Below are 11,988 nucleotides of genomic sequence, written 5' to 3'. Positions count from 1 at the left end.
GCGGGGAGTGTGGCATGACACAAAGCGTCACGGAGCTGGGCCTCCCCACCCCGAAGGAACGCCGACGCCTGCGCGAAGCGGCCGACCTGACGCACGAAGAGGTCGCGGCGGCAGTGGGCGTCACCTCGAACACGGTCCGCTCCTGGGAGACAGGCCGCACCCACCCCCGGGGCCGCAAGCTGGAGGCCTACTCCAAGCTCCTGACCCGCCTGTCCGCGGACGAGTCGGCCCGATCCGCCCCCTCGGGCCCCACCGCACGCGGCGACGGCTCGGCTTCCCCAGACGGCCCCGCCGCGGGGGCCGCTGCCGCGGCGCGCCCGGACCGGGGCGGTGACGGGCCCGAAGACGGTGCCGTCACCGGCGCGGTGGGGGTTGCCTCCGCCGGTACGCCCACCCGGCCCGCCTGGGCCAACGGCAGCGCCGCAGTTCGGGCCGACACGGCGCACGCCGGCGCGTCCACCGTCGGCGCGTCCGCCTCAACCGGCCCCGCGGGGGCGGACACGGACGCGGCGTCAGCCCCGGGCGCCGCGCCCGCCAGCCCGCTCGACAGCTCGCCCGACAGCTCGCCCGACAGCGACGCGGAGCACGCCGCGTCGGCAACCGGCGCCGCTCCGGCGGACGCAGACACGGCGTCAGCGGACGACGCCCCCGAGAGCCGGTTCGGGCTGCGCGTGATGCGCGGACTCACCCGGCCCGCCGGGGCGCAGACCAGGCCCAAGGCCGCCGTCAAGCGCGCCGCGAAGCCCCCCGTCGGGACGCCCCGGCACGAGCCCAAGCCGACGGTCAGGACCGCAGCCGCGCTGGGCGGCGGCCACGGCGGAGCCGGCTTCGCAGCCCTCCGCCCCGGCGGCCCCCTGCCCCCGGGCAGCGGTACGGGCACCAGCACGGGCACCGGCACCGGCGCGGCCCCTGACACCGGCTCAGGCGCCGGACCTGACTCCGAGGCGCGCTCCGAGAAGGCCACCGCGCCGAGCACCGGGACGAACACCGGGCCGGGCAGGGGCAACCACGCCGGGTGGGGCTCCGAAGCCGCCACCCGGACGAGCACCACCGGGCCGGACTCCGCGCCGGCCACCGGTCCGGCGCAGGCCGGGCCGGACTCCGAGGCGGGCTCCGGCCCCGGCTCCGGCCCCGCGCAGTCCGCGGGGAAGGCCGCCGTGGAAGCCCCCGCTCCGGAATCCGCTCCGGACTCCGCCTCGAACTCCCCGTCCGCCGGCGAGAACGCCGGCAAGGACGCCGGACCAGCGGCCCCCGAGGGAGGCGCCGACACGGCGGGCGGCCCGGCCGAGGAGGCCCGTACCGCCCCCGACGACGCCCCCCGGGACGCTCCCGGCGAGGCCGCCCCGACGGTGACGGCGGTCTCCGCCTTCGACGCCCTCTACGACCGCACCGCCCCCGCCCTGGCCCGCCAGGCCTACCTCCTCACCGGCCGCCACGCCCTCGCCTGCGAGGCCGTGGAGCACGCCTTCCAGCAGGCCTGGGAGCGCTGGCCCGAGGTCGCCACCGATCCCGATCCGGTCGGGTGGGTGCGCGCGGCGACGTACGAGTACGCGCTCTCCCCCTGGCACCGGTTCCGGCGGTCCCACCGGCACCCCGACAAGCCCCCGGCCGACCCCGCGGACCGCGTCCTGCTGGACGCGATGCTCGCGCTGCCCCCGGCCCACCGCCGCACCGTGCTGCTCTACGACGGCGTCGGGCTGGACCTCCCCGACACCGCCGCCGAGACCGAGGCGTCCACGCCGACCGCCGGCAGCCGCCTCGTCAACGCGCACGCCGACCTCGCCGACCAGCTCCCCGAACTGGACGGCGTAGCGCCCGCGAAGCAGTCCGCGGTGCTGCGCGAGCGGCTCGGCACGCTGAGGCCGGCCCTCCGGCTGGAGCCGCGCGCGGCAGCCGTCGTACGGGTGGCCGGCGAGCACCGGACCCGGCTGTGGACGCGGGCGGTGATCGGGGTGACGGCGGCCATCGCCGTGGCGACGGCCTACACCTGGGCGACCGCTCCGACCGAGTACGAGCCTCCGCGCGCCCCCGGCGCGAGCGTGTCGGGCGTGCCCCCGCACAGCGGCCCGCAGCAGCTCACGGACGAGGGCCGGCAGCTCCACGACAAGCTGCTGTCCGATCCGTCGGCCGGCCCGTCCCGGATCTCACCGAGCCTCGAATAACCGTACGACCGGCGTTCGTCGCGTTCGCCGCGTACGCCGCGTACGGAAACGGGCGTGGCCCGCACCCCTCACAGGGTGCGGGCCACGCCCGTCTGCACGTACAGCCGAAGACGGCTGCTCACTGCAACTGCTACTGCTACTGCTTGCTGCTTACTGCGCGGCGTTCAGGATCTCGCGCGCCAGCTTCGCGGTCTCGGTCGGCGTCTTGCCGACCTTCACACCCGCGGCCTCAAGGGCTTCCTTCTTGGCCTGTGCGGTGCCAGAAGAGCCGGAGACGATCGCACCGGCGTGACCCATGGTCTTGCCCTCGGGGGCGGTGAAGCCCGCGACGTAGCCGACGACCGGCTTGGTGACGTTCTTCGCGATGAAGTCCGCCGCGCGCTCCTCGGCGTCGCCGCCGATCTCGCCGATCATGACGATCAGGTCGGTGTCGGGGTCCGCCTCGAACGCCTCGAGGGCGTCGATGTGCGTGGTGCCGATGACCGGGTCGCCACCGATGCCGACGGCGGAGGAGAAGCCGATGTCACGGAGCTCGTACATCATCTGGTAGGTCAGCGTGCCCGACTTGGACACGAGACCGATGCGGCCGGGCTTGGTGATGTCGCCCGGGATGATGCCGGCGTTGGACTGGCCGGGGGTGATCAGACCCGGGCAGTTCGGGCCGATGATCCGCGTCTTGTTGCCCTTGGACGTCGCGTACGACCAGAAGGCGGCGGAGTCGTGCACCGCGATGCCCTCGGTGATGACGACGGCCAGCGGGATCTCGGCGTCGATCGCCTCGACCACGGCGGACTTGGCGAACGCCGGCGGGACGAAGAGGACGGAGACGTTGGCGCCCGTCTTCTCCATCGCCTCGGCGACGGAGCCGAAGACCGGGACCTCGGTGCCGTCGAAGTCGACGGTGGTGCCGGCCTTGCGCGGGTTCACGCCGCCGACGATGTTGGTGCCGTCAGCCAGCATCAGCTTGGTGTGCTTCATGCCCGTGGCACCGGTCATGCCCTGGACGATGACCTTGCTGTCCTTGTTGAGGAAGATAGCCATGTGAGTCTGTGACCTCTGCCCTTACTTCGCAGCCGCGAGCTCGGCGGCCTTGTCGGCCGCGCCGTCCATGGTGTCCACGCGCTGAACCAGCGGGTGGTTGGCGTCCGAGAGGATCTTGCGACCCAGCTCGGCGTTGTTGCCGTCGAGGCGGACGACGAGCGGCTTGGTGACCGCCTCGCCCTTGTCCTCGAGCAGCTGCAGCGCCTGGACGATGCCGTTGGCGACCTCGTCACAGGCGGTGATGCCACCGAAGACGTTGACGAAGACGGACTTGACGTCCGGGTCGCCGAGGATGATCTCGAGACCGTTGGCCATGACGGCGGCGGAGGCGCCACCGCCGATGTCCAGGAAGTTGGCGGGCTTGACGCCGCCGCCATTCACCGACTTGTACGCCTCGCCGGCGTACGCGACGACGTCGAGGGTGCTCATGACGAGACCCGCGCCGTTGCCGATGATGCCGACCTCGCCGTCGAGCTTCACGTAGTTGAGGTTCTTCGCCTTGGCGGCGGCCTCGAGCGGGTTCGCGGCAGCGTGGTCCACGAACTCCTCGTGACCCGGCTGGCGGAACTCGGCGTTCTCGTCGAGCGAGACCTTGCCGTCGAGCGCGATGACGTCGCCGTTGGCGACCTTCGCGAGCGGGTTGACCTCGACGAGGAGCGCGTCCTCGGCGATGAAGGTCGCCCACAGGGTCACGAGGACCTCGGCGACCTTCTCGGCCACCTCGGCCGGGAACTGCGCCAGCGCGACGATCTCGCGGGCCTTCTCGATGGTCACGCCCTCGTTGGCGTTCACCGGGACCTTGGCGAGCTTCTCCGGGGTCTCCTCGGCGACCTGCTCGATGTCCATGCCGCCCGCGACCGAGGCCATGGCCAGGAAGGTGCGGTTGGTGCGGTCGAGGAGGTACGAAACGTAGTACTCCTCGAGAATCTCGGGAGCCGTCTCGGCGATCATCACCTTGTGGACCGTGTGGCCCTTGATGTCCATCCCGAGGATGTCCGTCGCACGGGCGACGGCCTCGTCCGGGGTGGCGGCGAGCTTGACGCCGCCGGCCTTCCCGCGGCCGCCGACCTTCACCTGCGCCTTGACGACCGACTTGCCACCCATGCGCTCGGTGGCCTCGCGGGCTGCCTCAGGCGTGTCGATGACTTCACCGGCCAGCACCGGTACACCGTGCTTGGCGAAGAGGTCCCTCGCCTGGTACTCGAACAGGTCCACGCGCGTCCGTCCCTTGTCTTTTTTAAAGATTCGCAGTGATTCGCGGTTGTCTGCTATCTGCGTGGGCGTGCCGCGGAGGGCAACGTGACGGCGCTGTCACAAGGAAGGCGCACACGGTGACCGTGGACGCGGCATGTCCGTCCCGCAGGTTATCCCCGTGGGACGTAGGTCCCTAAATCGCAGATCACACCTGAGCGGTGATACCTGTCACAGATCGCCTCACGGTTGAACTGCATCTTCGTGCGATCTGCCGATGGCCGACCGCCGCGAGGGCTCCTCTACTGGCCCCCGGCGCGGGCGGCGCCGCAGCGGACCGACAGCTCACGGGACGGGCAGGGGACGCTTCTCCAGCGCCGCGGCCATCACCTCCGGGAACAGGTCGGGCGTGCAGGCGAAGGCCGGTGCGCCGAGCGCGGCGAGGGCCGCGGCGTGGTCCCGGTCGTAGGCGGGCGCGCCCTCGTCGGACAGCGCGAGCAGCGTCACGAACTCCACCCCCGCCGCCTTCATCGCCGCGACCCGCTTCAGCATCTCGTCGCGTATGCCGCCCTCGTAGAGATCACTGATGAGGACGACGACGGTGTCGGCGGGACGGGTGATCTTCGACTGGCAGTAGGCGAGCGCGCGGTTGATGTCGGTGCCGCCGCCGAGCTGGGTGCCGAAGAGGACGTCGACGGGATCGTCGAGCAGGTCGGTCAGGTCCACGACAGCGGTGTCGAAGACGACCAGCCGGGTCGCGATCGACCGCATCGAGGCCAGCACCGCCCCGAAGACGGATGCGTAGACGACGGAGGCCGCCATCGAACCGGACTGGTCGATGCACAGCACGACCTCCTTCTTCACCGCCCGCGCGGCGCGGCCGTACCCGACCAGCCGCTCGGGGACGACGGTCCGGTACTCGGGCAGGTAGTTCTTCAGGTTCGCCCGGATGGTCCGGTCCCAGTCGATGTCCGCGTGCCGCGGCCGGCTGATCCGCGCGGACCGGTCGAGCGCACCCGTCAGCGTGGCCCGCGTCCGGCTCGCGAGCCGCTTCTCCAACTCCTCGACCACCTTGCGGACGACGGCGCGGGCGGTCTCCCGAGTGGTCTCGGGCATGGCCTTGTTGAGGGAGAGCAGGGTGCCGACGAGGTGCACGTCCGGCTCTACGGCCTCCAGCATCTCGGGCTCGAGCAGCAGGGCGGACAGCCCGAGGCGCTGGATCGCGTCGCGCTGCATGACCTGCACCACGGAGGTGGGGAAGTACGTCCGGATGTCCCCGAGCCAGCGCGCCACGTTGGGCGCGGACCCCCCGAGCCCGGCCGACCGCTCCCCGGCCCGCTTGCGCCCCCCGCTCCCGCCGGCCCCGTAAAGCGCCCCGAGCGCGCCATCCATCCCGGCATCCGCCCCGCTCAGCGCGCACCCGGTCCCGTCCCCCTCTCCCCCACCGAGCACCATCCGCCACCGCCGCAACCGCTCCGCGCCGCCACCACTCACTTCCGCACCAGCCATCTGTCCTACCTCCCGTTCTCGAAGCGATACCGACCACCACCGACCGCCCCCGCCGGCCGGTGCCGCTGCACGGGGCGAGTCCCAGCAGCACCCTTTACCGCTGCGCGGGGCGAAGTCCCCGCAGCTCTCTCTGCCGCTGCGCGGGGCGAAGTCCCAGCAGCACCCTTCGCCGCTGCGCGGGGCAAAGTCCCCGCAGCACCCTCTGCCGCTGCGCGGGGCGAAGTCCCAGCAGCACCCTTCGCCGCTGCGCGGGGCAAAGTCCCCGCAGCACCCTCTGCCGCTGCGCGGGGCAATGTCCCCGACCCGCCCTTCCACCGTTCCCCGGGCTCTGCCCGGACCCCGGTCCTCAAACGCCGGACGGCTGAAAAGCCCTGGGGCTCCGCCCCAGGCCCCGCGCCTCAAACGCCGGCGAGGCTTGAATTGCCCTCCGGGCAATACCAGCCCCGCCAGGGCGCACTTCGTGCACGTACAGGCTGACGCCAGGCAAAATCCAGCCCCTCCGGCGTTTGAGGAGCGGGGGTCCGGGGGCCGGCCCCCGGGAACGCCGCCGCACGGGCACACCCACCACGGCTACACCCAGCCCCGCCGGCGACTGAGGCACAGGGGCCGAGGGCTGGCCCCCAGGTGCGGCGCCGCACGGGCACATCCACCACGGCTACACCCAGCCCCGCCGGCGTCTGAGACGCACGGATCCGGGGGCCGGCCCCCGGGAACGCCGCCACACGGGCACACCCACCACGGCTACACCCAGCCCCGCCGGCGTTTGAGGCGCAGGGGTCCGGGGGCCGGCCCCCGGGTGCGGCGCCGCGCGTGGCGGGGGTCCGGGCGGAGCCCGGGGAACGGGGGAAGGGTGGGTAGGGGACTCCGACCCGCGCAGCGGCACACCGCAGCCCGCCCGCGCCGGGCCCGGGCCACCCCCGACCGCCGCGGCCCCGCCAGGGCCCCTCACCCCGGCGCCCCCGCCAGCAGCAGCCGGACCAGGTCCACCACCGCATCCGCCCGGACGGGATCCAGCTCCGGACCGAAGCCGACCGGCGCCACCCCGGCACTCGCCCCGGCCGGCCCCCGACCCGGCCCCCGCCGGACCAGCTCCCCCAGGCTCCGCCGCACCCCCGCCTCGTACCCCCCGAAGGTCCTCCGCAGCAGCGGCAGCACGTCGATGAACGCCCGCTCCGGCACCGACACCAGCCAGCCGTCGATCAGCGCCAGCAGCCGCTCGTCGTGCAGCAGCAGCGTGCCGCCGCCCGAGCCCCCGCCCGCGAACCCCTCGATCCAGCCCGCCGCGTCGGCCGGCGCGCACGCCGGGGACAGCGAGAGCCCCATCAGCCGCGCGGTCTCCTCGGGCGGCAGCCGCCCGTCGTCGAGCAGCAGCCGCGCCGCCCGCCCGCGTATCAGCCCGGGAACGGTGTCCCGCGCGGCCAGCGTCCGCAGCACCGCCGCCCAGCGCTCCCGCAGTCCGTCGGTGTCCAGTGCCTCCAGCAGCCCGATCGCACCGTGCACGCCGTCCACGTGCCCCCGCAGCTCCTCCGCCGCGTCGGCGTCCAGCCCGGCCGCGCAGGCGGGCGGCAGCGCCACGCATATCCGCTCCGCGAGCCCGGCCGCCACCGTCCCCAGCGCCGCCGCGTCGGTGCCGCGCACGTCCCCGTACCGCAGCGAACGGGCCAGCGCGGGCAGCGCCTTGGCCAGGCCCGCCACATCGGTGTCCAGCGCCGCCCGGTCGGCGAGGGCCCGCAGTACGGCGGGCAGTGCCCCGGAGAGCCCGGCCAGCAGGCACCGCTCCGCCAGGGCGGTGACCTCGCCCAGCTCCCCGGCGCCCGCCGCGTCGGCCTCGGCCCTGGCGGTGGCCGCCCCGAGGACGGTGGTCCCCCAGATGCCGGCTTCGGCCACCCGCACCGCGAGCTCGGGCTCCCAGCGCAGGCGCCAGGTCTCGCGGAAGGTGCCCGTGCTCCCCCGGGAGGCCGTCGGGACGCCCCAGTCGACGCCCAGCAGCCGCAGCCGGTGCAGCAGCAGGGACTTGGCCGCGTCGGTGTCCTTGCGCAGGTCGAGCTCCAGCTCCCGGTCCTGCGCCTCGGGCTTGAGTCGCAGCGAGCGCTGCTGCCGGGTCAGGTCCCGCTGGAGCGGTACGACGGGCGCCGCGTCGGGGACTTCGCCGAGCACGTCCCCGACGACGAGCCGGTCCTCGATCAGCGCGAGCGGTATGTCGGAGCCGTCGCACATCACCGCCCGGACCGCTTCCAGGGTCTCCGTCAGCCCCGGCACCGGCCGGCCCCGCATCGCGGCCAGGGTGTCCGCGAGCCGGACGGCTTCGATGACGTGGGCCGGGGACACCTGCCGGTCCTCCTCGCGGAGCAGGCCCGCGACCTTGGTCAGCCAGCGCTCGACGGGCCGGTCCCGGGCCGCGAAGAGGTGCGCGTACCAGCCGGGCGAGGTGATGCCCGCGCCGTACCCTCCGGCCCGGGCGAGGCGCCGGTGGGTCCAGGGCACCCAGGTGGTCTCCACCTTGACCTTGGGCAGCCCCGTGAGGAGCGCCTTGTCCGCGGCCGCGGTGGTCCTGGCCCGCAGTGCCGGGACGTGCCAGGCCCCGCAGACCACGGCGTAGGCGTCGCCGAACTCCCGGCGCGCGGCCCGCATCCGCTGCCGCATGTACGCCTCGCGCACCAGGTCCCGGTGGTGGCCGCCCGCCCCGTACTCCTCGCGCAGGGCGCCCATGGCCTCCCCGAGCGCCTCGAACACGCCCAGCGGGTCGGCGGCCGGTCCGGTCCCGCCGCGGTGCTCGACGACGTCCTCCCACCACCGCTCGGGGTCCTCGTACCCGGCGGTCGCGGCCAGCACGGCGAGCGGGTCCAGCCGTACGGATCCGGGCGCCGCTCCGTCCGCCCCGCCCTCCCGGTCCGCCTCGCCCTCCTGATCCCCCGCCCCCTCCCCCACGGCCAGCGAGTGCGCGGCCGGCAGGTCGATGAACCGGACCGGCACGTCCCGCTCCTGCGCCCACCGGATGGCCGCCCATTCCGGGGAGAAGCCGGCCAGCGGCCAGAAGGCGGCCCGCCCCGGGTCGTCGGCCGCGTGCGCGAGCAGGGCGACGGGCGGCCGCATCCCCGGGTCCGCAGCGAGCGGGAGCAACGCGTCCCCCTCCGGCGGTCCCTCGATCAGCACCGCCGCCGGCTGCGCCGCGTCCAAGGCTGCGCGCACCGCCCGGGCCGAGCCGGGCCCGTGGTGCCGTACGCCCAGCAGCAGCGGGCCGGTGGCGTCCTTGCCGGCCGTACCCGGGCTCATGCCGTCACCTCCCTGCAGGCCCGGTAGAAGTCCTTCCAGCCGTCGCGCTCGCGGACCACGGCCTCCAGGTACTCCTGCCAGACGACCTGGTCGGCGGCCGGGTCCCGGACGACGGCTCCGAGGATCCCCGCGGCCACGTCGGAGGGGCGCAGGACGCCGTCCCCGAAGTGGGCCGCCAGGGCGAGGCCGCCCGTGACCACCGAGATGGCCTCGGCGGTGGACAGGGTGCCGCTGGGCGACTTGATCTTCGTGCGCCCGTCGTCGGTGACTCCGCCGCGCAGCTCGCGGAAGACGGTGACGACGCGGCGGATCTCCTCCAGGCCCTCCGGGGCCGCGGGCAGGTCGAGGGCGCGGCCCATCTGGTCGACGCGGCGGGCGACGATGTCGACCTCGGCGTCGGCGGTGGCGGGCAGCGGCAGGACGACGGTGTTGAAGCGCCTGCGCAGCGCGCTGGAGAGCTCGTTGACCCCGCGGTCGCGGTCGTTGGCGGTGGCGATGAGGTTGAAGCCGCGCACGGCCTGCACCTCCTGGCCGAGCTCCGGTATCGGGAGCGTCTTCTCGGACAGGACGGTGATGAGGGTGTCCTGGACGTCGGCGGGGATCCGGGTGAGCTCCTCGACTCGGGCGGTCATGCCCTCGGCCATGGCCCGCATGACCGGGCTCGGTACGAGCGCTTCGCGGCTCGGGCCGTGGGCGAGGAGGCGGGCGTAGTTCCAGCCGTAGCGGATGGCCTCCTCCGGGGTGCCCGCGGTGCCCTGGACGAGGAGCGTGGAGTCTCCGCTGACGGCGGCGGCGAGGTGCTCGGACACCCAGGTCTTGGCGGTGCCGGGCACGCCGAGGAGCAGCAGCGCACGGTCGGTGGCGAGGGTGGTGACGGCGACTTCGACGATCCGGCGCGGGCCCACGTACTTGGGCGTGATGACGGTGCCGTCGCCGAGCGTGCCGCCCTGCAGGTACGTCGCCACGGCCCACGGGGAGAGTTTCCAGCGGGCCGGGCGGGGCCGGTCATCTGCGGCCGCCAGGGCTTTCAGTTCGTGCGCGAAGGCGTCTTCGGCGTGCGGTCGCAGCGCCTCTGCGGTGGTCTCGTTCCCGGTCGTGGCCATGGTCCCCCTCCAATGCTCCGCAGCCGCTCGACGACTGCTGGAACCACGATGCACCCGACCACTGACAACGACCCCCGGGAGATGCGTCGTTGCAGGTCAGAGCGATTGTCAGTGGGGGTCTCTACGGTGGAACACATGACTGAGCAGGGGGTTCGCTGGACAGCGGAACAGGTACTGGCTCTGGCTCCTGACGACGCCTCACGCAAGGCGGGGGCCAGACTCGGCGGCGCGGGGCCGTGGTCACAGACCGGAGGTTCCGCTTCCGGTGCGGTGTGGGGGTTGTGCAAGGGCAGCGGCAGCAAGCCGTACCGGACGGTCGTCGACCTGTCCGGGCCTGCGTACAAGTGCTCCTGCCCGAGCCGGAAGTTCCCGTGCAAGCACGCGCTGGGCCTGCTGCTGCTCTGGGCCGAGGAGGGGCTCGACACACCGGCCGACACCGCGTCCGGCACCGCGTCCGGAGCCTCGGCCGAGGCTCCGGACTGGGCGGACGAGTGGCTCACGGAGCGGGCGGCGAAGGCCGCGCGCCCCACCGACGGTTCCGGCCGGGCCGGGCCGGCCGACGCCGAAGGGGCCCGCAAGCGGGCCGAGCGGCGGGCGGCCCGGATCGGCGCGGGCGTCACCGAGCTGGAGCAGCGGCTCGCGGACCTGGTGCGCGGCGGCCTCGCCGGTCAGGAGCAGGCGGGATACGCGGCCTGGGAGGAGACCGCCGCCCGCATGGTCGACGCCCAGGCACCCGGCCTGGCCGCGCGGGTGCGGGAGTTGGGGACGATACCCAGTTGCGGCACCGGCTGGCCCGCCCGGATGCTGGAGGAGGCCGCGCTGCTGCACCTGCTGGACCGGGCCTGGCTCGGGGTTTCCGCACTGCCGCAGCCGCTGGCCGCGACGGTCCGCAGCCGTCTGGGACTGCAGCCCCAGACGGAAGGCGAGGCCGTACGGGACCACTGGCTCGTGCTGGCCCAGTACGACACGGCGTCACCGGACGGCCGTCTCACCACCCGCCGGATATGGCTGCGCGGGCTGGCGAGCGGGCGGCCGGCCCTGGTCCTGGACTTCGGCCCGCCCGGGCGACCGCCGGGGCTGGCGCTGCCCGTCGGTCTGGTGCTGGAGGCGGAAGCCCGCTTCCGGCCCGGCTCCGCCGGGCTGCGCGCGGACCTCGGGGAGAGGTTCGCGCCGGCCGCACCGTCCCGGACCGCGCCGACCGGCGTGAGCACGGGCGCGGCACTCGAGGCGTACGGCGCGGCGCTGCGCGAGGACCCCTGGCTGGAGTCCTGGCCGGTGGTGCTCGGACCGGTGGTTCCGATACCGGGGGGACAACAGGGAGGAAGACAGGGGGAGCAACAGGGCACAACCTCATGGCAATTGGCGGACGCGGAGGGGACGTCCGCCCTGCCCGTGCCCCTGACCGGGCCCGGGAGCCGGCCCGGGACCGGGCTGTGGCAGCTGGCCGCGCTTTCGGGGGGCGGCCCGGTGACGGTGTTCGGCGAGTGCGGACACCGCGGATTCACCCCGCTGACGGCCTGGCAGCCGGGCTCCTCGGAGCCGGTGGTGCTGGGCTGAGCGGGCGCAGGGGAAGGCGGCGGCGCGGGGGCGCCGACGTATTCGAAACGAGTGAGCCGGGGGGCTTTCGTGGACGACAACCACGCCAGTTGAGGCCGTAGTCACGGCCGTGTGCGCCACAGGGGAAACAGACCGGGCTGCTCCGGTCCCGC

At 74.3% G+C, this 11,988-nt stretch carries 7 protein-coding genes; 2 read left to right on the top strand and 5 right to left on the bottom strand.

Going from position 1 to position 11,988, the window contains the following annotated elements:
- The first annotated feature begins 14 nt into the window (after nucleotides 1-14).
- Nucleotides 15-2,162, top strand: coding sequence for a helix-turn-helix domain-containing protein (locus ACODT5_RS42735; protein WP_422524310.1), 2,148 nt, complete (start codon nucleotides 15-17; stop codon nucleotides 2,160-2,162).
- A 150-nt stretch (nucleotides 2,163-2,312) separates the two neighbouring features.
- Here ACODT5_RS42735 and sucD read toward each other — a convergent pair whose 3' ends face one another.
- The 5 genes from sucD to ACODT5_RS42710 form a co-directional block, all read right to left on the bottom strand.
- On the bottom strand, nucleotides 2,313-3,203 hold the full coding sequence (gene sucD / locus ACODT5_RS42730; RefSeq protein ID WP_385375917.1) for a succinate--CoA ligase subunit alpha: 891 nt from the start codon (nucleotides 3,201-3,203) through the stop codon (nucleotides 2,313-2,315).
- A 21-nt stretch (nucleotides 3,204-3,224) separates the two neighbouring features.
- A complete protein-coding gene (gene sucC / locus ACODT5_RS42725; RefSeq protein WP_422524309.1) occupies nucleotides 3,225-4,418 on the bottom strand; it encodes an ADP-forming succinate--CoA ligase subunit beta in 1,194 nt (397 codons plus the stop codon).
- A 321-nt stretch (nucleotides 4,419-4,739) separates the two neighbouring features.
- Complete coding sequence (locus tag ACODT5_RS42720) at nucleotides 4,740-5,903, bottom strand: VWA domain-containing protein (RefSeq protein ID WP_422524308.1); 1,164 nt, start codon at nucleotides 5,901-5,903, stop codon at nucleotides 4,740-4,742.
- Between the two features lie 945 nt (nucleotides 5,904-6,848).
- Nucleotides 6,849-9,176, bottom strand: coding sequence for a DUF5682 family protein (locus ACODT5_RS42715; RefSeq protein ID WP_422524307.1), 2,328 nt, complete (start codon nucleotides 9,174-9,176; stop codon nucleotides 6,849-6,851).
- The gene (locus tag ACODT5_RS42710; protein ID WP_422524306.1) at nucleotides 9,173-10,279 is read right to left on the bottom strand and encodes an ATP-binding protein; all 1,107 of its coding nucleotides are present in this window, start codon (nucleotides 10,277-10,279) and stop codon (nucleotides 9,173-9,175) included. The genes ACODT5_RS42715 and ACODT5_RS42710 overlap by 4 nt, the downstream gene beginning before the upstream one ends.
- Nucleotides 10,280-10,414: 135 nt before the next feature.
- On the opposite strand from ACODT5_RS42710, the gene ACODT5_RS42705 reads away from it, so the two are divergent.
- Nucleotides 10,415-11,836, top strand: coding sequence for an SWIM zinc finger family protein (locus ACODT5_RS42705; RefSeq protein ID WP_422524305.1), 1,422 nt, complete (start codon nucleotides 10,415-10,417; stop codon nucleotides 11,834-11,836).
- Nucleotides 11,837-11,988: the final 152 nt, after the last annotated feature.

It is taken from the genome of Streptomyces tatrensis (assembly GCF_049310065.1).
In the GTDB taxonomy this organism is placed as follows: Bacteria; Actinomycetota; Actinomycetes; order Streptomycetales; family Streptomycetaceae; genus Streptomyces.
Note: the sequence above shows the minus strand (reverse complement) of the source record. Positions and strands in the feature narration are given on the sequence as shown.

Coding starts and splice junctions, on each gene's coding strand:
- ACODT5_RS42715 (WP_422524307.1), bottom strand. CDS start 9,176: ATGAGCCCGGGTACGGCCGGCAAGGACGCCACCGGCCCGCTGCTGCTG.
- ACODT5_RS42720 (WP_422524308.1), bottom strand. CDS start 5,903: ATGGCTGGTGCGGAAGTGAGTGGTGGCGGCGCGGAGCGGTTGCGGCGG.
- sucD (WP_385375917.1), bottom strand. CDS start 3,203: ATGGCTATCTTCCTCAACAAGGACAGCAAGGTCATCGTCCAGGGCATG.
- ACODT5_RS42735 (WP_422524310.1), top strand. CDS start 15: ATGACACAAAGCGTCACGGAGCTGGGCCTCCCCACCCCGAAGGAACGC.
- ACODT5_RS42710 (WP_422524306.1), bottom strand. CDS start 10,279: ATGGCCACGACCGGGAACGAGACCACCGCAGAGGCGCTGCGACCGCAC.
- ACODT5_RS42705 (WP_422524305.1), top strand. CDS start 10,415: ATGACTGAGCAGGGGGTTCGCTGGACAGCGGAACAGGTACTGGCTCTG.